Here is a 25,283-nt window from a genome sequence, read left to right on the forward strand (position 1 = left end):
GGGCCAGACCCGGGTGGCTGCATGCCTCGTGGCGAGAGCTGTGGTTCGGGCCGGCACGATGGAAGAAGTGGATGAACTCCCGAGGACGGCCTTCCCGTTGCTCGCGCATGCCGCAGGTGCCGGGACGGATCAGGCGTTGGCCGGGGGCGGCCCGCCCGTGGTCGTGGGGGTTGGTGCCCGGTCACCGTCCCCGCCGGTGTCCAGGAACTCCCGGATCGCGAAGGCCAGTGCCACGAAGAAGGTGATCCACAGCACCACCGCCCAGGTCGGGTAGGACCAGGTCGCCAGGATCACGGCCGCCACCAGCAGGATCAGCGCACCGATCCACCGCTTGAAACGGTGCACGAACGGGCCCACCGGGCCGAGCCTCATGCCGAGCGAGTACAGCGCACCGCGCAGCGAGCCGATGATCCGCCGGCAGCCGGTGCGCACCGCGACCGCCGGTCGGGAGGGACCGATCAGGGCGGCGCCGACGGCGGTGACCACGGCGACGGTGCCGACCGCGCGGACGGTGGCGCGCATGAACCGGATCAGGGTGTCGTAGACCGTGCCGGCGGCTGCCTGGTCGGCGCCGGGGGGCAGGTGGTCGAGGTAGAACGCGCGGAAGACCGTGAGCGCGATCCCGAGCAGGAGCATGGCGAGCGCCACCCCGACGGCGGCGCCGACCAGTGCCCGGCGACGGTTGACGGCGAGGAACACACCACCGGCGGCGATCAGGACGGTGACGACCGGCAGCCAGGCGCCCATGATGTCCAGCAGCCGCAAGTACGACTTGACCTTGCCGATGTCGTCGGAGGCGAACACCACGAAGTTGGTGTGCACGTCCGGGATCTTCGCCGCGACCCCGAGACCGGCGTTGACGAGTTCGTCCTTCACCTTGGCGATCACGGGCGCGAGGTCGATGGCGACCTGGTTGTTCTCCAGTTTGATCGCGCCACCACCCTGGCCGGTGAGTGCCTTGTCCAGGGAACTGTGCACCGCCCGGTTGGCCTCCACCCACACCGTTTCGAAGGCACTGCTGGTGACCACCTTGTTCACGACGGAGCCGACCAGCTGGGTCAGGCCGCTCTTGATCGGGCCGCTGAGGTCGTTGATGAGGTTCGCGGCGTTCTGCGGCACGCCCTGCTGGGCGGCGGCGTCGGAGAGCTCCTTCACCAGGGCGTTCACATCGATCTGCTCCAGCACGACCTGGGTGACCCGGTTGGTGACCGCCGTCTGGACGTCGGGCTGGCTGGCGAGCGGAGCGACGGTCCGGACGTACCGGTCGGTGTCGCCCACGAAGTCGGACGTCCACACCGCCAGCACCGACAGCAGGGACAACAGCGACGCGATCACGATCAGCACCACCGCGCCCGAGGTCCGCCACCGGCGGTGTTCCCTACCGCGCGGCGGCGTGGCCGCCTCAAGTGCGGCGATCCGCGCACTCAACTGAGCGACGTCCTCCCCTACGCCGCCCTGCACGCCCTCGCCTCCGGCCCCGGCCCCGGCCGGGGATGCGTGAGCGGACGGCACAGGTTCGCCGGATCCGGGCGCGGCGGAGCCCTCGGGCCCCGGCGCTCCTCCGTCCTCGGGACCGCGAGCGGGTTCGCTCGACGCCATCGCACACTCCTCGGGTCAGGGCACCATGTCAGGTCAGAGCACCATTCCGCTCACCCCACCCAGGAGAAACGCTGCGTCACCGGTCCGCCAACCGATCCGGGCATCCAGGTATCGCCCATCCGGCTAGCGCCGGTCCACCTTCGACCCGGTATCCCGGCACCGGGTATCCCGGAACGCGAGGCGTTCGGCGAGCTTCTCAACGCGTCCGGATCGCCGGGGCGCAGCTCGGTCTCCTCCAGCCCCTCCCGCTCATCCGGAGTCGTCATCCCGGCCGCCCGGCGGCGGCGCGGGTGCGGGGCCCGGGCCCGGGCCCGGGCCCGGGCGGGTCAGTGGGGCCAGGTCCAGTCGGTGACTTCGGGCAGGTCGGTGCCGTGCGCACGGATCCAGGCGTCGTGGCGGGTGCGGACGTCGGCCATCCGCTGGCGGACGTGGGCGGCCCGCACGGCCAGGCCGGGAACGCGGTCGATGACGTCCATGACCAGGCGGTAGCGGTCGAGGTCGTTGCGCAGCACCATGTCGAACGGCGTGGTGGTGGTGCCGATCTCCTTGTAGCCGCGCACGTGGATGTCGGGGTGTCCGGCGCGGCGGTAGGTGAGGCGGTGGATCAGCCACGGGTAGCCGTGGTAGGCGAAGATCACGGGCTTGTCGCGGGTGAGGACGGCGTCGAACTCGCGGTCGGGCATGCCGTGCGGATGCTCCTCGGCCGGCAGCAGGCGGGCGATGTCGACCACGTTGACGACCCGGACCGCGAGATCGGGCAGGTGCCGGCGGAGCAGGCCGGCGGCGGCCAGCACCTCCATGGTGGGTACGTCCCCGGCGCAGGCGAGGACCACGTCGGGCTCGCGGGCGCCGTCCTCGGTGCCGGCCCAGTCCCAGATGCCCAGCCCGCGCGCGCAGTGCACCCGGGCCTCCTCCAGCGTCAGCCAGTCGAAGCAGGGCTGCTTGCCCGCGATGACGACGTTGACGTAGTCCTTCGAGCGCAGCACGTGGTCGGCCGTGACGAGCAGCGTGTTGGCGTCCGGCGGGAAGTAGACGCGCACGGCTTCGGGACTCTTGTTGAGGACGTGGTCGACGAAACCCGGGTCCTGGTGGGAGAAGCCGTTGTGGTCCTGGCGCCACACGTGCGAGGTGAGCAGGTAGTTCAGCGACGGGACGGGCGCGCGCCAGGGCAGTCGGCGGGTGGTGCGCAGCCACTTGACGTGCTGGTTGACCATCGAGTCGATGATGTGGACGAACGCCTCGTAGCAGGAGAAGAGGCCGTGTCGGCCCGTCAGCGTGTAGCCCTCCAGCCAGCCCTGGCAGACGTGCTCGGAGAGGATCTCCATCACCCGGCCGCCGCGTTCCAGGTGCTCGTCGGTCGGCAGCAGCCCCGCCTCCCACGCCTTGCCCGTGGCCCGGTAGACGGCCTGGAGCCGGTTGGAGGCGGTCTCGTCCGGGCCGACCAGGCGGAAGTCGCGCCGCTCGGCGGTGTCGGCCATGACCTGCTCCAGCAGGTCGCCGAGCACCCGGGTGGGTTCGTGCGTGGTCGCGCCGCGCTCGTCCACCGTCACCGCGTACTTCTCCAGTGGCGGGATCGGCAGCTGACGGGTGAGCAGCCCGCCGTTGGTGTGCGGGTTCGCCCCGAGCCTGCGCCGACCTGCGGGCAGGCAGGCGAGCACGTCCGGCACCGGGCGGCCCCGGTCGTCGAAGAGCTCGTCGGGGCGGTAGGAGCGCAGCCAGGCCTCCAGCTGGGCGAGGTGTTCGGGGTTGTCCCGCACGTGGTCGAGCGGCACCTGGTGGGCGCGCCAGGTGCCCTCCACCGGTACGCCGTCGACCTCGTGCGGGCCGGTCCAGCCCTTGGGTGTGCGCAGCACGATCACCGGCCAGCGGGGGCGCTCGGTGGTGCCGTCGGTGCGGGCCGCGTGCTGGGCATCGGCGATCCGGTCGAGTGCGGTGTCCATCGCGGCCGCCATCGCCCGGTGCACCTGCGCCGGTTCGTCGCCGGCGACGTGCAGGGGTTCGTGGCCGTAGCCGCGCAGCAGTGCGTCCAGTTCCTCGTGCGGGAGGCGGGCGAGCACGGTGGGGTTCGCGATCTTGTAGCCGTTGAGGTGCAGGATCGGCAGCACCGCGCCGTCGTGGACCGGATCGAGGAACTTGTTGGCGTGCCAGGAGGCGGCCAGTGGGCCGGTCTCGGCCTCGCCGTCCCCGATCACACAGGCGACCACCAGGCCGGGGTTGTCGAGTGCGGCGCCGTAGGCGTGGGCGAGCGAGTAGCCCAGCTCGCCGCCCTCGTGGATGGAGCCCGGTGTCTCGGGGGCCACGTGGCTGGGCACGCCGCCGGGGAAGGAGAACTGCCGGAACAGCGCGGCCATCCCCGCCTCGTCGCAGGTGATGTCGGGGTAGTGCTCGGTGTAGCTGCCGTCCAGCCAGGAGCCGGCCAGCACGGCCGGACCGCCGTGGCCGGGGCCCCAGATGCAGATCGCGTCCAGATCTCGCGCCTTGATCACCCGGTTGAGGTGGGTGTACACCAGGTTGAGGCCCGGCGATGTGCCCCAGTGGCCGAGCAGGCGGGGCTTGGTGTGCTCCGGCCGCAGCGGCTCGCGCAGCAGCGGATTGGCCATCAGGTAGATCTGCCCGGCCGCCAGGTAGTTCGCCGCACGCCAGTGGGCGTCCAGCTCGGCGAGTTCCCGCTCGCCCGGCGCGGCACAGGTGCGGGGACTGTTCGACTGCTCGGTGCGCATCGGGGCCTTTCTCCGTCGGTGGTCAGTCGTAGCGTCCTCCGGCTGGTTCCCCGTTGAGCGACTCCGCCCCCGGCGTCAGCGGCACGCGGTGCCGATTCACCCGTTCGGGCGTATCGGCGTGGGGCACACCCCGCCGACCCCGCCGCACCCGTCCGCACCCGCGTCCGCGCCCGTACGCCGTCACCGACCGGCCAGGGGGCAGCCCTCGGGCACATGCGAACCTTCGGTCGCTCCGGTCGCTGCCTCCACGGCCACGGTGGGTCTCTCCCCGCACCGCCCAGCGCGTGTTCGGGCCGATCCGTCGTCCCGCGACACTCACCCCACCGCGGCGCGGCCGCGCGGGCACGCCTGCGGTCGTCCTGGCCCGGCAAGCCGGTCGCAGGCGCACCGCCGCCCGGGCCGTGCGTCCGTCCCCGTTCAGCAGCCCGGCCGGGTCCGTCCCGGACCGTGACAGCCAGCAGTGCCGCGAAAGCGGTGACCTCGATCAGCACGGTTCGCCGATGTCCTCTTCGACTGCACGGCGCGCCGCTTCCTCTTGCGGACCGGCTTGCCCGGAGGATCTGGCAGCATGCGGTGGGACCAGTACCGTGATCGAAAGCAGGCACGATGAACCGCACCGAACTCGTGGCAGCCATCTCCGAGCGGGCCGGCCTTCCCAAGAAGGACGCCGACGCCGTCCTCTCGGCGTTCGCGGAGATCGCCGGAGAGATCGTCTTCAAAGGCGACGAGAAGCTGCTGATCCCCGGCTTCCTGACCCTGGAGCGCACCCACCGCGCTGCCCGTAAGGCCCGCAACCCGCAGACCGGGGACCCGATCGAGATCCCGGCCGGCTACAGCGTCAAGGCCACGGCCGGCTCCAAGCTCAAGGAAGCCGTGAAGTAGCAGCAGGAGCGGCCCGGGTGCCCAGGAGTTCCCGGGCCGCTGTCGGCGGAGTCCCGCACTGCGCCGGATCGAGGCGGGACAGGCAGATCCCGTCCATGGGCGGCGGTGGGCGGCGGACCACCGCCGCACTCTGGAGGCGATCGCGTGGAAGTACCGCGCGTGCTCACCGTGGCGGGATCTGCCGGACGAGTCGGGCCCGTTCCAGACCGCGCACAAGCGGTTCCTGTGCTGGGCGATCGATGGCACTCGGGCGAGGGGTGTTCGCCGCCCGCTCGGGGGTCCGGGCGCGAACCGGCCTCTCTCCGCGTTCACGGCCTCGCCACCGCCGCGCCCTTCACCGTCCGTGCGGTGCGCCCAGTGCGCCCGGACGCCACCGTGCCGCACCCGGGATCCGGGCGGGCCTGGGCGGCGCCCCCGAGCCGGGTCAGTTGCGGAGCAGGACCCAGGAGCCCAGGCCCGCGCAGCCCGCACTGTTGTAGGTGCCCAGGTGGTAGCCGGCCGGGACCGCGTTGCCGGGGCAGATCGACAGCCCGGGCGCAGCCACCTGCTGGAACCAGGAGCCGATGCCCCGGCAGCCGGTGCGGTAGTGGCCGGTCATGACGTACCCGGCCGGGATCGGCGAGCCCGCGCAGGTCCAGATCCCGTCCGTGACCAGCCGCATGAGCCAGGCGTCGCCGAGACAGGGGCTGCTGCTGGGGTTGTGGTCGGTGAGCACGTAGCCCGCCGGGATCGGCGAGCTGGCGCAGATCCACAGCGGGTCCTGCGCGGGCTGCACATAGGAGCCGCCGGCTCCGTTGCAGTGGCCGGCGTCGTACGCGGGGCCCCGCCCCCGGCCTCTTCCGGCCACATGACGCCGGGTCAGGCCCAGCGCACAGCCCGCGTTGTCCCCAGCGCAACACCGCATTGCACCAGGCCGTCGAGCCCACCCCTACGAAAGGCCGGCCCCGGCAGCGGCCCGCCCTCCCGGCCGCCCCGGCCCGGCCCACGACGGCCAGCGCGGGCACTGCCTAGGAGGTTTCGCCGTCCGTCTCCTCGAAGTCGCCGATCATGGCCGGGTCGTCGGCCGAGGTCGACTCGGGCCAGGGGGCGGCGCCCGTGACGCCCAGGTCGGCGCGCATCGCTTCTCGGGTGGCGCGGATCAGGGGCCAGAGCGCGTGTTGTCCCTCGGCGGCCGACCGTAGCGTCTCACCGCGCCGGGGGTTCCCCTGTTCGATGCGCTTGATCTGCCCGTACACCCGGGTCAGTGCGTCGTTCAGTTTGTTGGCCGGACCGATCACGGTGTCCGGAGCGATCATCAGGGTCTCGGACCAGCGGTCCCGGTGGGCGTCCTTCACCCTTTCCAGCGCCTGCACGTCCTCGTCCCCGGGCGCGCGGTCCCGCATGACGTACAGGTGGCGGCTCAGCGCCGTGGCGAACTGTCGGGCGTCCCGGTGGAGTTCGGTGTAGCACCGCCGCCGCAGTTCGCGGTTCTCGCGGCGTTCCTGGATGGCGTGGCTCATCTCCAGCTCACGCTTCTTGACCCGGTCCGCGCCGCGCTGGGTCAGCAGCGCAGCGCCCAACGTACCCGCCACCCCGGTCATCGCGATCAGTACCGCCCCCACGTCCATGGGATCACCCTAGGATCCGCCCTCAGCCGTCCTGGCGGCGGGCTGGGAACGGGAGATGCCCGGCGTCGCGAACCCGCCAAGTGCGTCGACGGCGAGGCCGATGTGGGAGAGGTCGAGCGAGATTGAGCACTCGGGCGGCAGGAGCCGGGCGGCGGCGAGGAACGTGTCGGTCTCTTCGACAGCCCGCTGCGGGTCGCGGCAGCTCTCGCCCATGTACTCGACGTTCACACGGTGGCCGGCGGCCAGGATCTGCTGCGCGCGGTCCAGGGCGTCGGCGAGGGTTTCGCCGGCCACATACCGCCGGGCGACCTTGCGGGCCAGGGGGCCCAGAACGGGGTCGCCGGGGATGCGCCACTTCAGCTCCTCGTCGAGCGCCAGTGTGCGCAGGACCTGGGCCGCCTGTGACGAGAGGGCGGCGTTGGTGGTGTGCGTGTGCGTGGTCATCCGGTGCCTAGCTGTTCGCGTGGTGGGGGTAACGCCTGCGAGCTTTCCAGGACGGGGCACCCGCCGGGAGTGGCGGAAACGACGGATAGGCTGAAATTGCTGCCACCGTCGTGAGAGAGAGATCAGGAGCCCCGTGCTTCGCGATGTTGCCGTCCTGGCCCTCCAAAGCGCCCACGCCTTCGAGTTGGGTGTGTTCTGCGAGGTCTTCGGCATCGACCGCGGCGACGATGCGCTCCCCGTCTACGACTTCGCTCTTGTCTCAGGAACCGGCGACAGCGTGCCGATGCGGCACGGCTTCGAGGTGCGGACCCGGCACGGCCTGGAGCGGCTGGCCTCGGCGGACCTCATCTGCATCCCGGCCTACGACCTGCACGTGCGGCAGCCGGACCACCTGACCGAGGAGCCACGGGCCGCCGTCGAGCGCGGCGCCCGCGTCCTGAGCATCTGCACCGGGGCCTTCCTGCTCGGCGAGGCCGGGCTGCTGGACGGGCGGCGCTGCACCACCCACTGGCGCCACACCGACGAACTCGCCCGCCGCCACCCGCGCGCCCGGATCGAGTCGGACGTGCTCTACATCGACGAGGACCCGAGCTGGCGCCCATCCGCTGCACCCCCCGGCCCCTTCGCCGTCGGGCGCCCACCGTTCTCCGGCACACCGGCTCCGCCGCACGTGACACGCCCGGAACGCGCCAACGCCGTCGCCACCGCCGCGCGCCTGGGACGATGCCCGCCGGGCCTGTCCTGACCGCCTGTAGGCGGTGCCGGGCGCCGCCCGCCGTCGGACCCCGTCCAGCCGGAAGGTGGAGGCAGGTTGAGGTTGAGAAGGACCGCTGAAGCCGAGCCCCTTCCCCTGGTCGTCATCGGTGGAGGAGCCGCAGGACTCAGTCTCGCCGACTGCCTGGTCGGACACGGGCACGAGGGACACCGGCCCCGCCCCCGGCTCGACCTGACCGTCGTCGAACCCCCCGAGGGTCCGCTGCGCCCGCCGCCACGGACCTGGTGCTTCTGGGACGACGGCCCGGGGGAGTACGAGCGGGCTGTCACCGCGCAGTGGTCCCGGCTGCGGATCACCGGCCCCGACGGGAACGCCGTCGAGACGGAGCCCGCCCCGCTGCGCTACCGGATGCTGCGCTCCACCGCGTTCGAGGAACTGGTCCACGACCGCCTCGGCGGCCACCCCGGGGCCAGGATCGTGCGGGCCACCGTCCACCGGGTGCAGACCCGGCCGGACGGACGCCCGGGCGCCCGCGTGCTCGCCACCGACCCAGCCGGACGGCCGCTCACCCTCGACGCCCGGTACGTCTTCGACTCCAGACCGCCCGTGCGGCCGCCGCTGGCCCGGACCACCCTCCTGCAACACTTCCGCGGCTGGTTCGTGCACACCGACCGCCCGCGCTTCGACCCCGGCACGGCAGACCTGATGGACTTCCGCCTCCCGCAGCCCGCCCACGGTCTCGCCTTCGGATACGTCCTCCCCCTGGCCCCCGACCGCGCCCTCGTGGAGTACACCGAGTTCTCCCGGCGCCCCCTGACCACCGCCGGATACGAGCACGCGCTGCGCGACTACACCCGCCGCGTCCTCGGTCTGGGCGCACTCACGGTGGAGGAGGCCGAGCAGGGCGTCATCCCCATGACGGACGGCCGTTTCCCCCGCCGTGCCGGTCCCGCGCACGTGCGCATCGGCACCGCCGGTGGCGCCACCCGCCCGGCCACCGGCTACGCCTTCGCCGCCATCCAGCGGCAGAGCCGGGCCATCGCCGCCGCCCTCGCCCGGCAACCGACACCCGGCCGGACCGCACCCGCGCCCGCACCCCACCGCCGACGGGCGCTGGTGATGGACGCCGTCCTGCTGCGCGCCCTGGACACCGGCCGGATCGACGGCCCCCGTTTCTTCACCGACCTGTTCCGCCGCACCCCCGCCGAACAGGTCCTGCGCTTCCTCGACGGCAGGAGCACCCCCGCCGAGGACCTGCGCATCGGCCTGCGCTGCCCCGTCGGCCCGATGCTGCGCTGCGCCGCCGAACTCCCCCTGCTGCCCCGCCGGGCCCTGCCCGGTACCGGACCGGAACCCGCCCCCGACTCCTGCGAGGAGAGCCGTTGACGTCGCTCCTGCACGGCCGTGACCTCGTCCGTGCCTTCGACCACGCCGCACCGGCCTACGACCTGCTGACCGCCCTCGACCCGGGCCACCTCGGCGCCCTGCGCCGCTCGGCCCGCCGCCTGCGCCTGGCCGACGGCGGGGCCGGCGCCGCCGCGGCGCACCCGCGCTCCGCCCACCCGGAGGCGCACGCGTGAGCAGTACGACACCCGCTGCCCGGCGCGGCCGCGACCGCCGGGCCGAAACGGTGCCGGCCGCACCGGGCCACGCCCGCTTCCCCGGAGCCGAACCGCCCCGGGTCGCCGTCGTCGGGGGCGGCATCGCGGGCCTGGCCGCCGCCACCGCACTCGCCGAACGCGGCATCGCGGTGACCCTCCACGAACGGGAAGCCGTCCTGGGCGGCCGCGTCGCCGGCTGGCCCGTCCGCCTCGCCGACGGCTCCACCGCGACCATGAGCCGCGGCTTCCACGCCTTCTTCCGTCAGTACTACAACCTGCGCGGCCTGCTGCGCCGCACCGACCCAGGGCTCATCAGACTGGCCGCGCTGCCCGACTACCCACTGCGTCACCGCAGCGGGCTGACCGACAGCTTCGCCCGGGTACCGCGCACCCCTCCGCTCAGCGCAGCCGGATTCGTCCTCCTCAGTCCCACCTTCGGTCTGCGCGACCTGGCCGCCCTACACGCACGGGCGGCCCTGCCGCTGCTCGACGTCCGCGTACCGGAGGTGTTCGAACGGTACGACGACACCAGCGCCCACGACTTCCTGGAGAGGATCAACTTCCCCCGCGCCGCCCGACACCTCGCCTTCGAAGTGTTCTCCCGCAGCTTCTTCACCGACCCGCGCCACCTGTCCGCCGCCGAACTGCTGCTGATGTTCCACATCTACTTCCTCGGATCCTCCGAAGGCCTGCTGTTCGACGTCCCCACCGAGCCCTATCCGCAGGGCCTGTGGCAGCCCCTCGCCGGCTACCTGGGCAACCTCGGTGTCGATCTGCGGACCGCGTCCCCCGTCGACCGGGTCCGGCCGCTGGCCGACGGCGACATCGAGGTGGTGACCGCGGGCCGGGGAGCCGAGCGCCACCAGGCCGTCGTCCTGGCCCTGGACGCCGGTGGCCTGCGGCGCCTGGTCGCCGCCTCGGAGCACCTGGGCGGCCCGCGGTGGCGCGCCGACATCGCCGCCCTGCGCACCGCGCCGCCGTTCCTGGTCTCCCGGCTCTGGCTGGACCGCCCGGTCGCCGCGCACCGGCCCGGGTTCCTCGGCACCAGCGGCTACGACGGGCTGGACAACGTCAGTGTCCTCGACCGCTGGGAGGGGGAAGCGGCCCGGTGGGCCGCCCGGACCGGTGGATCGGTGGTCGAACTGCACGCCTACGCCGTGGACGGGGACGCCGACCGCGCAGGGGTCCAGGAGCGCATGACGGCCCGGCTGCACGAGGTGTACCCGGAGACCCGTGGCGCCCGCCTCGTGGACGTGCACCACGAATGGCGCGGCGACTGCCCGGTGTTCCCGGTCGGCGGATGGTCCCGCCGCCCCGGCGTCATCACCCCGCACCCCGCCGTCGTCCTGGCCGGGGACCTGGTCCGCACCGACCTGCCCGTCGCCCTGATGGAACGCGCCGCCACCACCGGTTTCCAGGCCGCCAACGTCCTGCTCGCCCGCTGGGGCGTGGCCGGCCAGACCCTGTGGTCCGTCCCCCGTGCCGGCCGGTGCCGCCCGCTGCGCGCCGTGGCCCGCCGGGCGGCCCGCTGACCGCTGGCCGGGCTGCTCGGTCCCGGGCACGCCCGTCCGCGAGGCGGCCGGCTTGCCCCCGGGCGCGCGGAGCCTCAGCCGGGGAAGCGGCCGGTGCTGCGCAGAGCCCAGCGGCGCTCCGCGTAGGCCAGGTCGTCGCGCCACAGCCGCCCCGCCGTCCGACGCACCACCGGCCGCAGGAACGGAGCGAGCGCCCGGGCCACGGCGAAGCCGCGCCGCCCGGACGCGGCGACCACCGCCTCCACGACCGCCGTACGCGGGGCGGAGGAGGAGGCGGCGGTGAGCGCCGTGGCATGGGTCTCCACCACCGACCCGGCCCCCTCCCCCTCCGCGATGCGCATCACGACGGTACGGGGGCCGGGCGCGGTGAACACCGCACGCACCGGCACGACCAGCCGCCCGGCCACCCGGAACGACACGTCGACGGCGAACCCGTCCTCCCCGTCCCCGGCGACGAGGTCCGGCACCTCCACCACCCTGAGGTCCGTGAACGCGTAGGGGTGCAGCCAGGCGCCGTGCCACGGGTCCAGCCGATTGGCCACCACGTCCTCGGGCTCGCAGCGGCCCCGCCCGGTGTACACCGCCGTGACGGCTCCCTCCAGGGCGGGGCGCCGCGGCACCGCCGGCCGTGGCCAGGGCTCCTCACCGCCGACGGCGTCCAGCCGCACCCAGGCCAGAACCCCGTCCTCGTACACCGGGTAGCGCTCCCACCCGGCGGACGCGCCGCCGCCCAGGGCCAGACCGTGCCAGTGACACACCAGCGTGCCGCCCACCACCCGGCCGTCCTTGAGCGGTGCGCCCAGGTGCGGGCAGATTCCCGAACCGGCCCGCAGCGTCCCGCCGTCGTCCCGCCAGAGCACCACCTCCGTCCCGCCCACCAGGCGCCCGCACGGGCGGCCGTGGGAGGCGGTGCTCCCGGCCGGGCCGACGACGTACCAGTTCCCGAAGGGCCGGGCCGTCGCCTGTTCCAGGGCGGAGGCGATCAGCGCCGGCTTCGCCGCCCGCCAGGACGGCTCCTGCCCTGCCCAGGCGGGGCCCTGGCGCAGCCGCAGCGGCGAGGTCCGGTGCCGTCCGGGCGACGCGCTCACCGCGCTGCCCTCCGGCCGTCCGGGCCCGCCGGACGGTGGTGCGGCGGGCCGGAGGGAAGGCCGCCCCGCACGGCCGCCGGCACCCGGGCGGCCAGGACGCGCGCCAGCCCCGCCGCCGCGACCGCAGCCCGTCGGCGCAGCGGCACCGCCGACCGCCGGTGCAGCACCGCGTACCCGTCCCGGGCGATCGCGTCCAGGATGCCGCCGTAGAGCACGAAGGCGGTCCCGATGCAGGGCCGGACCCTGGGCTCCAGCATCGCGATGCCCGGCTCCGCATCGCGGTAGACGCCGCGGGCCAGCCCGGCGGCGGCGACCAGGGCGGCCCGGATGCGGGCGTCGTCACGGCCGGTGCGGCGGCTCCACTCCAGCAGCGGCCGGTCCACTCCGTGGGCCGCGAGCAGGTCGCCGGGCAGGTAGACCCGGCCTCGGTCCAGATCCTCACCCACGTCGCGCAGGAAGTTGGTCAGCTGGAACGCCACTCCGAGGGCCGCCGCGTACGGCTCGGCCTCGGCCCGGCCCGTCACCGTCCCGAGGACGGGCAGCATCTGCAGACCGATCACCGCCGCCGAACCGTGCATGTAGCGGTAGAGGTCCTGGTAGGTCGGATAGTCGGTGACGGTGAGGTCGGCGCGCATCGAGGCGAGGAAGTCGGTGAACAGCCCCGGGTCGATGTCGTACCGGCCGGCGGTGTCCGCGACCGCCCGCACCACCGGGTGGTCCGCGCCACCGCCCCGCAGGCCCGTGGCCAGGTCCTTCTCCAGCAGGCCCAGCAGCCGGTCGCGCTCGGTGGGCGTCTCGCGCCGGTCCAGCCCGTCGACGATGTCGTCCGCCCAGCGCGCGAAGCCGTACAGGGCGTGGACGGCGCACCGGCGCTCCACCGGCAGCAGTCGGGCGGCCAGGAAGTAGGTACGGCCGTGGCGGGCGTTGAGGTCGCGGCAGGCGGTGTACGCCGCGCGCAGGGCCGGTGCCGTGACGCCCGCGGCGTCCAGTTCACGGGCCGTCATGCGCGGCTCCTGTGGTCGAGGAGGACGGGAGCGGGCCCGGTACGCCCGTCGCCGCACCGCTGCCGGCCGGGCGGGCGTCCACCGGCGCGCGGTGGCCCGGGCGTGGCGTGCCGGTGATGCGGGCGGCGGCGAGCTTCCCGCTGATCAGAACCGTGGGAACGCCGACGCCGGGGGTGGTGCCGCAGCCGGCCACCACCGCGTTCTCCAGCCCCCGCACCAGGTTGCGCGGCCGGAAGGGCCCGGTCTGGGCGAAGGTGTGGGCGGCGGAGAAGGGCGTGCCCGCGGCGTGTCCCCGGGCCGCCCAGTCGGCCGGGGTCACGATGAACTCCTCCTCGACGGCCCCGGCGATGCCGGTGAGCCCGCGCTGCTCCAGGGTGTCGATCAGGTGGTCGCGGTAGCGCGGCGCCAGGTCACCCCAGGCCGCGGCGTCCGGGCCGACGACTGTGTTGGGTGCCGGCGCCAGGACGTAGTGCGTGTGCCGGCCGGCCGGGGCCAGCGACGGGTCGGTGCTCGTCGCACGGGTGACCAGCAGTGAGGGGTCCGTCATCACACGGCCGGTGCGTGTGAGTTCGTCGAAGGTCTGGTTCCAGGCGTGGCCGAAGGACAGGGTGTGGTGCGCCAGTTGGGGCCAGGTACGGTCCGTGCCCAGGTGGAGGACGACCGCCGAGGGCGAGAAGCGCAGCGGCACCGCCCGGCGGGGGGCCCGCCCCAGCAGCCGGTACGTCACGGGCAGGTCGGGCGTGAGCACGACCGCGTCGCACGGGATGCGCTCGCGGTCCGTGACGACGGCCGTCACCCGGTGCCCCGACCGTTCCAGGCGCACCACCGTGCTCCCGTACCGGAACCCGGCGCCCGCCGCCGCGGCCGCGGCGGCCATCGCGCGGGGTAGGGCGTGCATGCCGCCGCGGGGGAACCACACTCCGGCCACGGTGTCCATGTAGGCGATGACCGCGTAAGCGGCCAGTGCCCGGCCCGGAGCCACCCCGGCGTAGAGGGACTGGAAGGAGAAGACCCGGCGCAGCCGCTCGTCGCGCAGATGGCGTCCGATCCGCGGGGCGAGCCGGCCGAACCCGCCCAGCGCCGCCAGGCGGGCCAGGTCCGGGTTGAGCAGCTGCCAGGGAGAGTCGAAGTTGGTGTCGATGAAGCGCCGCATCTGCACCTGGTAGAGCCGGGTGAGCCAGTGGCGCAGCTCCCGGTAGCCCGCGGCCTCCCGCGGCCCGGCGAAGCGCTCCACCTCGGCCTCCATCGTCTGCGCGTCCGTGTGCACGTCCAATGCGCTGCCGTCCGCGAAGCGGGCCCGGTAAGCCGGTTGCAGCGGCAGCAGTTCGACGTGCTCGCGCAGCGAGGTGCCGACGGCCCGGAACGCCTCGTCGGCCAGGTGCGGCATGGTCAGCACGGTCGGTCCGGTGTCGAAGAGGTAGTCGCCGCAGCGGATGCGCCCAGCTCTGCCGCCGGGTGCATCGTCCCGCTCGACCACGGTGACGCCGCGTCCCGCCCCGATCAGATGACAGGCTGCCGCCAGCCCGGCCAGGCCGGCCCCCACGACGACGACGTGGTCGGCCGCCGGCGCGGCGCGGCTCATGCGCCGCCCTCTTCACCGCGGAACGGACCACGCGCCAATCCCGCCGCCACCCTCGGCAGGGCCGCCGGCCGTTCGGCGCCCCGAGCGTGTGGCCGGACCCTCTCCAAGTGCTCCAGGCTGCGCTCGGACAGGCGCTCGATCCGGGCCTGGACAGCCGCCCGGGCCCCGGTGGCGACCAGTACCCGCCGGACCTCCGTCAGGCCGCCGTCGTCCAGGGCCGGATCGCCCGGGCGGCGGCCGAGCACCTCCGAGGAGGCGCTGTCGCGGCGAGCGACGGCCCGGGCGTGCGCCACCGCGACCAGGAACGTGGGTTTAACCGCCCGCACGTCGTCACCGCAGGGCTTGCCGGTGTCCGCCGGATCCCCGAAGAGTCGGGGCCGCGCAGCGGGTGCCGGCCGGGGCCGGCCGGGCGAGGAGGCCGGCGCCGCCGGCGAGGACGGACAGGACATCGGGCTCGCTTTCCACGTCACGTGCCGGGGGCCGTGCGCATGCGGGCCCCGGGCCGCCGCGCGGCCACGACGGCAGCGGGCCCTGTCCGTCTATCCCGGATCCCGGCGCGCCAGTCGTCCGCGGCGCATGATTCGTCCGCTTTGGTGCCCGAAGGCCCTCCATTGGCACATTCGTCGCCGCAGCGAATCGGGGAGGCCATCAGAAGGCTGCCGCGGGTCGAAGCTCCTGTGCCGAGGCGGCCGGTCGCCCCGATGCGGAGCCGTGATCGAACGCAGCCCCCACCGCTCCGACAGCGGCGTGCCCGGGTGCGTCCGACGATGCGGACCGCCCCCTTGACCGACTGCCGGGCGGCCGTCTTCTGGTCTCGCCTCTCGTTCCAAAACCCGTGGCAGCCTCGTCACCGAGGGCGGACAGTGGAATCAGGGATACCAGGGAAGCGAGATGATCATGGACCGTTATCCCTCCATTGCCGACCATGGACTCGTCGGAGACCTGCAGACCGCTGCTCTGGTGTCGTCGCAGGGGGTCGTCGACTGGCTCACGGCTCCCCGGTTCGACTCGCCGACCGTCTTCGCTGCTCTGCTCGACCATGACCGCGGTGGCTACTTCCTGTTCGCGCCGGAGAGCCGGAACGTCACCTGCAAGCAGCTCTACTACCCGGACACCGCCGTCCTGGTCACGCGGTTCATGTCGCCGGACGGAGTCGGCGAGGTCTTCGACTGCATGCCGCCGGATCGCACCGGCACCCCCACTGACAGGCACGTGCTGCTGCGCGGCGTGAGGGCGGTACGCGGCACAGTGCACTTCACTCTGGAGTGCCGTCCGCGTTTCGACTACGCCCGTGCCACCCACCATCTCGACCTGCAGGACAGGACCGCGACGTTCCGGGCGCCGAACGGCACCGCCTGTCTGCAGAGCACCTTCCCCCTGCAGCAGGACGGCAACGACGCGCGGGGGGCGGTGACCCTGAGGCCGGGTGAGGTGGCTGCGGCGGTGTTCACCGTCGGCGGTCCCGATGGTGACCCTCCGCCGCCGGTCACCCCAGGCCTCGCGATGGAGCAGTTCTGGGACGTGGTGGACTTCTGGCAGCGCTGGGTGCGCCACTCCAGCTACCGCGGCCGGTGGCCGGGCATGGTGCATCGCTCGGCCATCACGCTCAAGCTGCTCACCTACGCGCCCACAGGCGCTCCCGTCGCCGCGGCCACCATGGGGCTGCCCGAGCAGATCGGGGGTGAGCGCAACTGGGACTACCGCTACACCTGGGTCCGCGACGGCTCCCTGTCCGTGCGTGCCCTGCTCGACCTGGGGTTCGACGAGGAGGCGGCGCAGTTCACGCGTTGGATGGGAGATCGCCTCCAGGCCCGCGAGGGCGTCGATGGCGAGCCGCTGCAGATCATGTACCGCGTCGACGGTGACCCCACGCTGCCGGAAGAGGTTCTCCCGCACTTCGAGGGCTACCGGGGTTCGTATCCGGTGCGGGTGGGGAACGCGGCGGCCGATCAGTTGCAGCTCGACATCTACGGGGAGGCGCTCTATGCCCTGTCGGAGGGCCGTGAGGTCACCATGCAGGGCAGCTACCACGGCTGGAAGAACACCGCACGGACGCTGGACTGGCTCGCCGATTCCTGGGACCGCCCCGACGAGGGCGTCTGGGAGACCCGTGGCGGGCGCAAGGACTTCACCTTCAGCCGGGTGATGGCGTGGGTGGCCTTCGACCGGGGGTTGCGCCTGGCGAGGGAGCACAGCCGTCCTGCCGACGCTCCCCGGTGGACCGCGGCTCGCGACGCGATCCTGGAGCAGGTGATGGAACGGGGCTGGAACGAGAAGGAGCAGGCCCTCGTCCAGCACTACGGAAGCGATGTCCTCGACGCTTCGCTGCTGCTCATTCCGCGTGTCGGGTTTCTGGCGCCCAGGACGGTGAGCTGGCTGTCGACGCTGGACGCGATGGAGCGCAGGCTGGTGTCGGACAGCCTCGTCTACCGCTACGACCCTGCGGCCTCCCCGGACGGGCTGCGCGGGGCCGAAGGCACCTTCAGTCTCTGCACCTTCCTCTATGTCGACGCTCTTGCCCGCGCCGGGCGGATTCGTCCGGCGCGCTACGCGTTCGAGAAGATGCAGACCTACGCCAACCACGTCGGCCTGTTCGCCGAGGAGATCGGTCCCAGTGGCGAGCAGCTGGGCAACTTCCCGCAGGCTTTCACGCACCTGTCGCTGATCATGGCCGCCACCACCCTGGACGGTGCCCTCGATCAGCAGCGCGACTGAGAGTCGGCCAGGGGCCCGCCTGCCGGCCGTGGTCGCACAGCGGTCAGCCTCCGGTGGCGAAGCCGGGGAAGAGGGTCATGCCACCGTCCACGTAGAGGGTGGTGCCCACCACGTAGTCCATGAGATCCGAAGCGAGGCCGACAACCGCGTGGGCGATGTCCTCCGGATCGCCGACACGCCCATAAGGAATCAGCTGCAACAGGTCCTTCTCGGCGTCGGGGGTGTCCCAGGCGTCGCGGTTGATGGGTGTTCTGATGGCTCCCGGAGCAATCGCGTTGACCCTGATCCGGTGGGGCGCGAGTTCCTGGGCGAGTGTCGCCATCATCATCTGCACGCCGCCCTTGGAGGCCGCGTAGTTGACGTGGCCGGCCCAGGGGATGAGCTGGTGCACCGAGCTCATGCAGATGATCTTCCCGGCGGCTCGCGACACCTCGGGGACAACCCCCCGCCGGAGGAATTCCCTGGTCGCCTCCCGAGCGCACAGGAACTGGCCGGTGAGGTTGACATCCAGCACCTTCTGCCACTGGGCCGTCGTCATCTCGGTGAACGGGGCGTCGCGCTGCAGCCCGGCGTTGGCCACGAGGATGTCGATGGTCCCGAACTCCTGCACCATCCGCGCGATCATCGCGACGACCTGATCCTCCTGGGACACATCGGCCTCGTACGCCGCCGCCCGCACTCCGAACCCGGAGATCTCCTCGACCACCTGCTCGGCCTCCTCACGCCCGGCGACGTAGTTCACGACCACATCGGCTCCGGCACGGCCCAGGCCGATGGCCGTCGCCCTGCCGATGCCCGAGTTCGCGCCGGTGACCAGTGCCTTCTGGCCTCGCAGCAGATGCGCGGGAATGACGCCCGGCGGGGCTCCCTGGGCTACGCTCACGCTGGTTCTCCTCCAGACTGCCGACCCCAGGATTCGGGTGAGTCCTGTCGGCTCTTGCCGACACCGAACCATCCGAAAGTCCGGGCCACATCCCGGGTGCGGGCTGATTGCGCCGAGCGGCCGAACACGGCCGGCCTTCGACATGGAATCGGCGCCGATCGGCAAGAGAGCCCGTTTCCCGGCGTGCGGGCGATATGCGCACGGGATAGCCTGATCAGCAGGAAGTTCGTGATCTTTGGGCGGTTCCACCCGCCGGTCGCCTCGTAGGCGACGACCAGATTCTTTCTGCGGCGACCCGACGGGCGCGGCGCGCACCCTCGCAGTTGGCAGAGGTGGGCAACAGCCCAGTCCCTTTCTCCCCAGCCGTGCCGCGTTGCGCGCCGAAATGGCGCCGGCTGCCGGGCCCGCAGCTTGCAGCCCCTGTGGAGGTCGGGATGCGAGTCGTCGTTGATCTTTCCCGATGCCAAGGGTATGCGCAGTGCGCCTTTCTCGCTCCGGACGTGTTCCGAATGCACGGCGAGGAGGCACTGATGTACGACCCCAACCCCGACGACGCCCGACGCGACCAGGTGCTGCGCGCCGCGGCGGCCTGCCCGGTCCAGGCGATCCTGGTCGACCAGTTGGAGGGACGGGACGCACCGGCGGAGGCATCGCCGTCATGACCAGCGCAGACAACCTGCAAGCGTTCAAGCGTGAGGGCCGCATCGTGGTCGTCGGGGCGTCACTGGCGGGACTGCGGGCCGCGGAGGCGCTGCGCGACGAAGGCTTCACCGGCTCGTTGACCATGATCGGTGACGAGCTGGGCGAACCCTACGACCGGCCTCCCCTGTCCAAGCAGGTGCTGACCGGGTGGGTGCCGGCCGAGAACACGAAGCTGCCGCGACGTCGGGAGGTCGACGCGGAGTGGCTGCTGGGTGTGCCCGCCAGCGGGCTGGACCTGGCGACCAACCACGTGCGTCTGGCCGACGGCCGAGAGGTGCCCTTCGACCGGGTACTGATCTCCACCGGGGTCCGGGCCCGGCCCTGGTTCGTCGAGAGCGAGGCGGCGCTGGACGGAGTGTTCGTCGTGCGAACGCGCGAGCACGCCGCGGGCCTCCAGCGAGCACTCGCCGCCGGACCCTCCCGGGTACTGGTCATCGGTGCGGGATTCACCGGCTCCGAGATCGCCTCCATCTGCCGGGAAAGGGACATCCCGGTGACCGTCGCCGAACTCGCGCCGGCGCCGCTGGTCGGGGCGCTCGGGGCCATGATCGGCGAGGTCGCGGCGGACATGCAGCGAGCTCACGGCGTCGACCTGCGCTGCGGGGTCAAGGTCACCCGGCTGGAGGGCGACGCACAGGGGCGGCTTCGCCGGGCCCACTTCGACGACGGCAGCACGATCGACGCCGACGTGGCTGTCGTGGCACTCGGGGGCATCCGCAACACCGACTGGCTGCAGGGCTCGGGGCTGGCGGCGGGCGTCTGGGGCATCGCCTGCGACACGGGCTGCCGCGCCCTCGACCTCAACGGCCTGGTCACCGACGACGTCTTCGCCGCCGGAGACGTGGCACGCTGCCCGAACCCGATCTACGAATACCGGCTCATCTCGCTGGAGCACTGGGCCAACGCCGTGGAGCAGGCCGAGGTCGCGGCGCACAACATGGTCAGCGGCCAGGCGGACCGCTGGCCCCACCTGTCGATCCCGCGGTTCTGGTCGATCCAGTTCGGGGTCAACATCAAGTCCGTCGGCGTGCCGACCTTCGCCGACGAGGTGGTCGTCACCCAGGGATCAGTGCCCGACCACCGCTTCGTCGCCGCATACGGCTATCGGGGCCGTGTCACCGCGGCGGTGAGCTTCAACAACGCGAAGTGGCTGGACCACTACCAGGCACTCATCGAGACGGCCGCGCCCTTCCCACCTCCCTGCCCCGCCCCCGATCAGCCCGCCGACGCGAAGCCGGTGCCCGTCGACTTCCCCGGCCCGACCCTGCTCGCCCAGGGCGCCACCGTGGTCGTCACCGGCCACGACCCGAGTGAGAGGCGCGTCACGGCCGCGTACCAGCACCGGTAGGAGGGAAAGCGAGATGACCACGACCGAGACGCCCAGCACGTTGCAACGGATCCTCGACTACTCCTCCCGAGCCGACCCGTACCCCCTGTACGCCGAACTGCGCAGGACGCCCGTGGCCCGGCAGGAGGACGGCAGCTACGTCGTCAGCACGTACCGCGAGATCACCGACCTCCTGCACAACCCGCACCTGAGCTCGGACACCCGTAACCTCTCGCATCCGACGGCCGGAGCCGAAGAGCAGGCCACCCCGGCGTTCATCAACCTCGACCCGCCCGCGCACGACCGCCTGCGACGAATGACCATGCGCCACTTCGGCCCCCCGCACACTCCGGGACTGGTGACCGGCATGGAGGACGACCTGACCGGCATCGTCGGCAGCCTGATCGACGACTTGGCGGGCAAAGAGCAGATCGACCTCGTCGACGACTTCGCCTACCCGTTCCCCGTGACCGTCATCTGTCGTTTGCTCGGCGTGCCGCACGAGGACGAGCCGCGGTTCCACCTCTGGGTCGACGACGTCGTCAACGCGATCGACTACAACCCCAAGGCCGACCCGAAGGAGAAACTGGAAAAGGGCATACAGGCCCGCAACGAGTTGCGCCGGTACCTCGGCGGGCTGGTGGACCAGCGCCACGGGCGCCCCGGCGGCGAAGACCTGCTGGCCCGGCTGGCAAACGATGACGGCCCCGACGGGCGGATGACCGACGAGGAAATCGTCGCCACCGCCAACCTGCTGCTCATCGCCGGCCATGAGACCACCGTCAACCTCATCACCAACGGCATGCTGACGCTGCTGCGCCACCCGCAGGTGCTGCAGCGACTGCGTCACGAGCCCGACCTCGTCGTACCACTGACAGAGGAGCTGCTGCGCTACGAACCCCCCGTGCACATCATCCCCTGGCGGGCGGCGTACAGCGACATCACCGTCGCCGACACCGTCATCCCCAAGGGCTCGCGGATCATGCTGATGTTGGCCTCGGGCAGCCGCGACCCGAACCGCTTCCACGAGCCCGACCGCTTCGACCCTGACCGGCGGGACAACCAGCACCTCGGCTTCGGCAGCGGCATCCACCTGTGCTTCGGCGGCCCACTGGCCCGGCGGGAAACCCAGATCGCGCTGACCGAGCTGGCACGCCGGCTCGACCGCCCCAGGCTGGTCGCCGACCCGCCACCGTACCGGCGCAGCCCCGTTCTCCGCGGGCCGGTCCACCTGCACATCGAGCAGGGCGACGGTTACTAGCGCGGCAGTCTCAGGTGGCGAGGATGCTGATGCCGTCACCCAGGAGTTTGAGGCCGAACACGAAGAACAAGGCGGCCAGGACAGCGACGTTGTGCTGCGCAGCCCAGTCGCGCCAGCTCCGCAGGATGCTTTTGGCGCGGTCGCCCATGACCAGGTAGACGACGAGTGGAGCGAGCACTCCCAGAGAAGCGATGACCACGAAGATCACGAGCGTGACGACCTGCTGCGTCGCGGGGAGCCCGGAAGAGCTGATCGAGGCGCCGGCAGCGATGGTCAGGGGCGCGTTCTTGAGATTGCCCGCCGAAAACAGCAGCGCCAGGCCGAGGATCTTGATCGGCGTGAAGCCGTCGATCGCCGTCATCCACTTCGGGAGCTGCGCCTGGGAAGCGTCTTTGGGGCGGCGCCGCCACTGACGAGCGCCGAAGACGACAAGGAGTGCGCCCAGAGCGAGCTTGAGTGCTCCGACCCAGGTGGCCGGGTTCTTGTGGGTCGAGGCTCCTCCTGTGCCACCGACGGCCAGCATGAGCGCCCCGAGCGCCGCGAGCCCCAGAACCCATCCCAGAGCGAACAGCAGTCCGTTGAGTCGACCCCGCGGGGTGGCCAGGATGAGGATGATCGCCACGATCGGCAGCGGGCTGACCGCGATACCCGCGGCCAGGCCCAGCACATCACCGACAGCGTGTCCCACTACGGCCTCCGGGGAGGAGAGACGGACGATCCGGAGCGGACTGCCGAGCCGGCTCGAAGCTGACATGGCTGGGCTCCGGTACGGGCGCAGCCCACTTCGTCATCATGAAGGGCGCCTGGTCCGGCATCCATCGGCCGGTGGTGAACGGGTGACCCGGCCACCGGGCTGGGAGGCCCTCTCGGTCGGGTCGCCCGGGAGAAGGCGGTCGACGAGGTGTTCCTCGCCTCGCCGTTCTGCGACGCGCGGGACGTGGTGCAGGTCGAGTACGAGATGGTGCGGCGGGTACGCGGCGAAAAGGTGCCCGTCGCCCAGGGCGCCCGTGCCTTCGGCCACCGCCGCCAGGCGGTCTACGAGATCGCCGCCGCCCTGGACGCCGGCGGGCCGGGCACCGTGGTCTCCGGCAAGCCCGGCCCGAAGGGCCCGACCAAGCTGACCGATGAGGTCATGGGCAGCGTCGACGCCTGGCGTTCGACCGAACCAGCCATCGCCGCATGGCAGTTGGCTGCCCGACTGCGTGACGAGGTCGGGCTCGTCGTCCACCCGCGCTCGATCGAGCGTGCGCTCGTGCGCCGCCGCGAGCCCCAAGGCGCCGGTGGTGAGGTGCCCGTAGCCCGCCGCGCTGCCCGGCCGTTCCGCACGCACTCGCTGCGCCGGTTCGTCTCCCTCGACGAACTGGCCGCGGCCATCGGGCCGCGGCCATCGACACCTTCGTCTCGGCCTATGACGAACACGACGCCGGGCCCTACCGCTGGACCTACGACGGCAGCCCACTCAAAGCCGCATGAACCCCCGAAGGATCAAAGCGGCGCTGCACTACTGCTGGAAGAGCACTTCCGGATTGTTCGGCGAGGGGCCGTCCAGCAGCGGACTGTCGCTCCCCTTCAGCGTCTGGTCGAAGAACGCCGTCACGTACTCGCGGGTGATCTCCACCCCGCGTTCCGGTGAGAGGGGCGACGCCGACGGGACCCCGGCCTGCTCCTGAAGCACGTCCTGGTCGGCGAAGCTGAAGTGGTCGGCGCCGGCGACCGTCAGCCACTTCTTGTAGCCGCCGAGGGCGTCCCATGCCTGCTTCCACACGACGTCGTCGCCACCCCCGCCGGGTGTGTGGCCGTCGGCCCTGCCCAGCATGAGGAACGGCCGGTTGATCTGGCCGGGCGTCGGGACCGGGAAGAAGGTGCCGTCCATGTCGACCCCCGCCCCTACGCGCGGGTCGGCGACCATCGTGGCGGCCGTCGCCGCTCCGCCGAGGGAGTGTCCGGCCATGCCGATCTCGTGCTTGTCGATGAGGTGGGCCAGGCGCCACGCGCTGTTGCCGTGCGTCAACTGGTCGATCACGAAGGACACGTCCCGCGCGCGGCTGGCGGCGACGGAGTCGAAGTCGAGCGTTTCCGGGTGATCGCAGATCGCGCACGGCGGCGTCTGGCCGTCCGCCAGCGTCTCGCCGGTGTCCTCGTAGGTGTGGCCGACGAGCGCGACGACGTAGCCGTGACTGGCCAGCTCGGTCGCGAGCGAGGTGAGCATCATGCGCGGGTTCTCGGCCGCGGCTGAGAGGACCACCAGCGGATGCTTGCCGCGTTGCGGCCGCGCGCCGTCGAAGGCGTGAGTGGTGACGCCGGCAAGGTTCTGCGGGGTGATGCCGGAGCTCGCCGGCATCTTCCGGTGCTGGAGGATTCCGGCTGCCTCGCCGAGGGTCATGTAAGGGGCCGGGGTTCCGGTCCCGGGGACGGCCGGGTAGACCATCGTGACGGTCAGTTGGCGCGGGCCCGATGACGGCACCCACGGGTCGGGACGGCTCTCGTCGGTGAGGTGGATGACGTCCTCGCCGGCGGCGTAGGGGCCGGTCGGCGCGGGGAGCGTGCCTTGGAAGGACCGCGGGGGCGCGGCGGCAGCTGTGACGGCGGTCGCGTGCACGGTGGACGGCGGGGTCGTGGCGGCGAGTCCGGTGCCGGTCGCGGCCACCGATGCGGCGAGACTCAGGATCGCGACAGCGCTGAGACGGCGCTTGCGGTTCGAGGTGGTGTTCACGGGAACGATCCTGCCCGGCGCCGCCCTGACGCTCGATCACACTGGTTTCCGTCTTGACGGTGGTACTGGCTACACCCTGCGTGGGCTGTTGTCCGTCCGATCTTGGGCGGTGCCGATCGAAGGGGAGTCTCGAGCGGGCGGCTTCGGCAGGGCCTCGGGCAGCAGCAGATCTGGGCCGAGCTGGGGCGTGATCACACCGCCAGCCGGTAACTTTAGTTGTCGTCCTTGAAGTTGTGAACTATAGTTGTCGCATGATGCTGCCTGAGATCACCCAAGAAGAACAGGTAGAACTCGACAAGGCTCTGTACGACGCCTTGAACCCATTGGCCTCGGCCATTCGCTCTCGAGAGACCGGGCTTTCCGCGGACCGCATGTGGGACGCGGACCCCGTGGCGGTGGCTCTGTCGGTCCTTGCCGCCTGGAGAGCGGTGGACGCGGAGGTCAAGCGACTGACCGCGAACGCGGCAGCGACGGCCGGCTCCTACGGGGCAAGTTACGAGCAGTTGGGCGCCGTGTGGGGCATCACCCGCCAGGGCGCCCGCAAGAAGTGGCCCGGCGCCATCACCCGGCCGGCGCTTGCGACAGCGCGCCCGACCAGCCTTGAAATCTTCGGTGGGACTGCCGAACTGGTCCAAGCTCCATCCGGCGGCTGGAGCTGGAGGGGCGAGGGCGCCGACGGAGCATTCGGTGCGGCCGACGACGGGGCGTGCTACGCGACCGTGGAGGAAGCCGCAGCCCATGCGGGCGCATTCCTCAAGGAGCATGCGGCTGACACTGCCGGCCAGCCCTGAGCGATGCTGCGTTTCCTCTGCATGAATGACCCTGTTGCCCAATTGGGTGAACCCTTCGCGATCTCGCACTTGGATGTGTGCTGGACGGAAAGATCGCTCTTCAGCGGTCTGATCCAG

General features: G+C 72.2%; 22 protein-coding genes and 1 pseudogene. 11 read left to right on the top strand and 12 right to left on the bottom strand.

Annotation, left to right across the window (positions count from 1 at the left end; all coding sequences use genetic code 11):
- Positions 1-129: 129 nt before the first annotated feature.
- Both BOQ63_RS03780 and BOQ63_RS03785 read right to left on the bottom strand, forming a co-directional pair.
- Complete coding sequence (locus tag BOQ63_RS03780) at positions 130-1,416, bottom strand: hypothetical protein (protein ID WP_499503661.1); 1,287 nt, start codon at positions 1,414-1,416, stop codon at positions 130-132.
- Positions 1,417-1,925: 509 nt separating this feature from the next.
- Positions 1,926-4,319: a phosphoketolase family protein gene (locus BOQ63_RS03785; RefSeq protein ID WP_072653381.1), complete on the bottom strand. Its 2,394-nt coding sequence runs from the start codon at positions 4,317-4,319 to the stop codon at positions 1,926-1,928.
- Positions 4,320-4,925: 606 nt separating this feature from the next.
- On the opposite strand from BOQ63_RS03785, the gene BOQ63_RS03790 reads away from it, so the two are divergent.
- Both BOQ63_RS03790 and BOQ63_RS03795 read left to right on the top strand, forming a co-directional pair.
- Positions 4,926-5,201 carry an HU family DNA-binding protein gene (locus BOQ63_RS03790; protein WP_030556625.1) on the top strand — a complete coding sequence of 92 codons (276 nt, stop codon included), beginning with the start codon at positions 4,926-4,928 and terminating at the stop codon, positions 5,199-5,201.
- Between the two features lie 58 nt (positions 5,202-5,259).
- A pseudogene (locus BOQ63_RS03795) lies at positions 5,260-5,457 on the top strand (transposase); the annotation flags it as partial.
- Between the two features lie 168 nt (positions 5,458-5,625).
- On the opposite strand, the gene BOQ63_RS03800 reads toward BOQ63_RS03795, so the two are convergent.
- The 3 genes from BOQ63_RS03800 to BOQ63_RS03810 all read right to left on the bottom strand — a co-directional run bounded on the left by BOQ63_RS03800 (position 5,626) and on the right by BOQ63_RS03810 (position 7,252).
- Positions 5,626-5,976: a hypothetical protein gene (locus BOQ63_RS03800; protein WP_050366168.1), complete on the bottom strand. Its 351-nt coding sequence runs from the start codon at positions 5,974-5,976 to the stop codon at positions 5,626-5,628.
- Positions 5,977-6,208: 232 nt separating this feature from the next.
- On the bottom strand, positions 6,209-6,808 hold the full coding sequence (locus BOQ63_RS03805; RefSeq protein WP_030556629.1) for a hypothetical protein: 600 nt from the start codon (positions 6,806-6,808) through the stop codon (positions 6,209-6,211).
- A gap of 9 nt (positions 6,809-6,817) precedes the next feature.
- The gene (locus BOQ63_RS03810) at positions 6,818-7,252 is read right to left on the bottom strand and encodes a hypothetical protein (RefSeq protein ID WP_030556631.1); all 435 of its coding nucleotides are present in this window, start codon (positions 7,250-7,252) and stop codon (positions 6,818-6,820) included.
- A 133-nt stretch (positions 7,253-7,385) separates the two neighbouring features.
- Between BOQ63_RS03810 and BOQ63_RS03815 the strand changes: the two genes are divergently transcribed.
- The 4 genes from BOQ63_RS03815 (at position 7,386) to BOQ63_RS03830 (ending at position 11,100) form a co-directional block, all read left to right on the top strand.
- On the top strand, positions 7,386-7,997 hold the full coding sequence (locus BOQ63_RS03815) for a DJ-1/PfpI family protein (RefSeq protein ID WP_072653382.1): 612 nt from the start codon (positions 7,386-7,388) through the stop codon (positions 7,995-7,997).
- Between the two features lie 66 nt (positions 7,998-8,063).
- The gene (locus BOQ63_RS03820) at positions 8,064-9,353 is read left to right on the top strand and encodes a lycopene cyclase family protein (RefSeq protein WP_232543208.1); all 1,290 of its coding nucleotides are present in this window, start codon (positions 8,064-8,066) and stop codon (positions 9,351-9,353) included.
- A complete protein-coding gene (locus BOQ63_RS03825) occupies positions 9,350-9,547 on the top strand; it encodes a hypothetical protein (RefSeq protein WP_360331527.1) in 198 nt (65 codons plus the stop codon). The genes BOQ63_RS03820 and BOQ63_RS03825 overlap by 4 nt, the downstream gene beginning before the upstream one ends.
- Positions 9,544-11,100: an FAD-dependent oxidoreductase gene (locus BOQ63_RS03830; protein WP_454130587.1), complete on the top strand. Its 1,557-nt coding sequence runs from the start codon at positions 9,544-9,546 to the stop codon at positions 11,098-11,100. Before BOQ63_RS03825 ends, BOQ63_RS03830 begins: the two co-directional genes overlap by 4 nt.
- A gap of 74 nt (positions 11,101-11,174) precedes the next feature.
- Here the strand turns inward: BOQ63_RS03830 and BOQ63_RS03835 are convergent, their stop codons facing one another.
- The 4 genes from BOQ63_RS03835 to BOQ63_RS03850 are packed head-to-tail and all read right to left on the bottom strand — an operon-like array spanning position 11,175 to position 15,100.
- Positions 11,175-12,188 (bottom strand): DUF5914 domain-containing protein, encoded by a 1,014-nt coding sequence (locus BOQ63_RS03835; protein ID WP_030556639.1) that lies wholly within the window; start codon positions 12,186-12,188, stop codon positions 11,175-11,177.
- A complete protein-coding gene (locus BOQ63_RS03840; protein ID WP_030556641.1) occupies positions 12,185-13,192 on the bottom strand; it encodes a phytoene/squalene synthase family protein in 1,008 nt (335 codons plus the stop codon). Before BOQ63_RS03840 ends, BOQ63_RS03835 begins: the two co-directional genes overlap by 4 nt.
- The gene (gene crtI / locus BOQ63_RS03845; RefSeq protein WP_078938773.1) at positions 13,179-14,774 is read right to left on the bottom strand and encodes a phytoene desaturase family protein; all 1,596 of its coding nucleotides are present in this window, start codon (positions 14,772-14,774) and stop codon (positions 13,179-13,181) included. The genes BOQ63_RS03840 and crtI overlap by 14 nt, the downstream gene beginning before the upstream one ends.
- Positions 14,771-15,100 carry a histone H3 family protein gene (locus tag BOQ63_RS03850; protein WP_030556643.1) on the bottom strand — a complete coding sequence of 110 codons (330 nt, stop codon included), beginning with the start codon at positions 15,098-15,100 and terminating at the stop codon, positions 14,771-14,773. Before BOQ63_RS03850 ends, crtI begins: the two co-directional genes overlap by 4 nt.
- Positions 15,101-15,671: 571 nt before the next feature.
- Here BOQ63_RS03850 and BOQ63_RS03855 point away from each other — a divergent pair.
- Entirely contained in the window at positions 15,672-17,489 is a 1,818-nt protein-coding gene (locus BOQ63_RS03855) for a glycoside hydrolase family 15 protein (protein ID WP_072653857.1), read from the top strand.
- 43 nt (positions 17,490-17,532) lie between these two features.
- Here BOQ63_RS03855 and BOQ63_RS03860 read toward each other — a convergent pair whose 3' ends face one another.
- Positions 17,533-18,372 carry an SDR family oxidoreductase gene (locus BOQ63_RS03860; RefSeq protein WP_234355612.1) on the bottom strand — a complete coding sequence of 280 codons (840 nt, stop codon included), beginning with the start codon at positions 18,370-18,372 and terminating at the stop codon, positions 17,533-17,535.
- A 434-nt stretch (positions 18,373-18,806) separates the two neighbouring features.
- Here BOQ63_RS03860 and BOQ63_RS03865 point away from each other — a divergent pair, with 434 nt between their 5' ends.
- From BOQ63_RS03865 to BOQ63_RS03875, 3 genes are read left to right on the top strand one after another with little or no spacing between them, the layout of a single operon-like run.
- Positions 18,807-19,034, top strand: a complete 228-nt coding sequence (locus BOQ63_RS03865) for a ferredoxin (protein ID WP_072653384.1) — start codon at positions 18,807-18,809, stop codon at positions 19,032-19,034.
- Entirely contained in the window at positions 19,031-20,422 is a 1,392-nt protein-coding gene (locus BOQ63_RS03870) for an NAD(P)/FAD-dependent oxidoreductase (protein WP_072653385.1), read from the top strand. Before BOQ63_RS03865 ends, BOQ63_RS03870 begins: the two co-directional genes overlap by 4 nt.
- 13 nt (positions 20,423-20,435) lie before the next feature.
- Positions 20,436-21,662: a cytochrome P450 gene (locus BOQ63_RS03875; protein WP_072653386.1), complete on the top strand. Its 1,227-nt coding sequence runs from the start codon at positions 20,436-20,438 to the stop codon at positions 21,660-21,662.
- 10 nt (positions 21,663-21,672) lie between these two features.
- On the opposite strand, the gene BOQ63_RS03880 is transcribed toward BOQ63_RS03875, so the two are convergent.
- On the bottom strand, positions 21,673-22,416 hold the full coding sequence (locus BOQ63_RS03880; RefSeq protein ID WP_454130588.1) for a GAP family protein: 744 nt from the start codon (positions 22,414-22,416) through the stop codon (positions 21,673-21,675).
- Between the two features lie 747 nt (positions 22,417-23,163).
- Positions 23,164-24,375 carry an alpha/beta hydrolase family protein gene (locus tag BOQ63_RS03885; protein ID WP_072653388.1) on the bottom strand — a complete coding sequence of 404 codons (1,212 nt, stop codon included), beginning with the start codon at positions 24,373-24,375 and terminating at the stop codon, positions 23,164-23,166.
- 251 nt (positions 24,376-24,626) lie between these two features.
- On the opposite strand from BOQ63_RS03885, the gene BOQ63_RS03890 reads away from it, so the two are divergent.
- A complete protein-coding gene (locus BOQ63_RS03890; protein ID WP_454130589.1) occupies positions 24,627-25,166 on the top strand; it encodes a hypothetical protein in 540 nt (179 codons plus the stop codon).
- The last annotated feature ends 117 nt before the right edge of the window (positions 25,167-25,283 follow it).

Source organism: Streptomyces viridifaciens (genome assembly GCF_001888885.2).
Taxonomy (GTDB): domain Bacteria; phylum Actinomycetota; class Actinomycetes; order Streptomycetales; family Streptomycetaceae; genus Kitasatospora; species Kitasatospora aureofaciens.

What these genes read in the sequence shown, in the direction of transcription:
- BOQ63_RS03785 (WP_072653381.1), bottom strand. Translation starts at nt 4,319, where the DNA reads ATGCGCACCGAGCAGTCGAACAGTCCCCGCACCTGTGCCGCGCCGGGC.
- BOQ63_RS03790 (WP_030556625.1), top strand. Translation starts at nt 4,926, where the DNA reads ATGAACCGCACCGAACTCGTGGCAGCCATCTCCGAGCGGGCCGGCCTT.
- BOQ63_RS03805 (WP_030556629.1), bottom strand. Translation starts at nt 6,808, where the DNA reads ATGGACGTGGGGGCGGTACTGATCGCGATGACCGGGGTGGCGGGTACG.
- BOQ63_RS03810 (WP_030556631.1), bottom strand. Translation starts at nt 7,252, where the DNA reads ATGACCACGCACACGCACACCACCAACGCCGCCCTCTCGTCACAGGCG.
- BOQ63_RS03840 (WP_030556641.1), bottom strand. Translation starts at nt 13,192, where the DNA reads ATGACGGCCCGTGAACTGGACGCCGCGGGCGTCACGGCACCGGCCCTG.
- crtI (WP_078938773.1), bottom strand. Translation starts at nt 14,774, where the DNA reads ATGAGCCGCGCCGCGCCGGCGGCCGACCACGTCGTCGTCGTGGGGGCC.
- BOQ63_RS03855 (WP_072653857.1), top strand. Translation starts at nt 15,672, where the DNA reads ATGGACCGTTATCCCTCCATTGCCGACCATGGACTCGTCGGAGACCTG.
- BOQ63_RS03865 (WP_072653384.1), top strand. Translation starts at nt 18,807, where the DNA reads ATGCGAGTCGTCGTTGATCTTTCCCGATGCCAAGGGTATGCGCAGTGC.
- BOQ63_RS03870 (WP_072653385.1), top strand. Translation starts at nt 19,031, where the DNA reads ATGACCAGCGCAGACAACCTGCAAGCGTTCAAGCGTGAGGGCCGCATC.
- BOQ63_RS03875 (WP_072653386.1), top strand. Translation starts at nt 20,436, where the DNA reads ATGACCACGACCGAGACGCCCAGCACGTTGCAACGGATCCTCGACTAC.
- BOQ63_RS03880 (WP_454130588.1), bottom strand. Translation starts at nt 22,416, where the DNA reads ATGTCAGCTTCGAGCCGGCTCGGCAGTCCGCTCCGGATCGTCCGTCTC.
- BOQ63_RS03890 (WP_454130589.1), top strand. Translation starts at nt 24,627, where the DNA reads ATGATGCTGCCTGAGATCACCCAAGAAGAACAGGTAGAACTCGACAAG.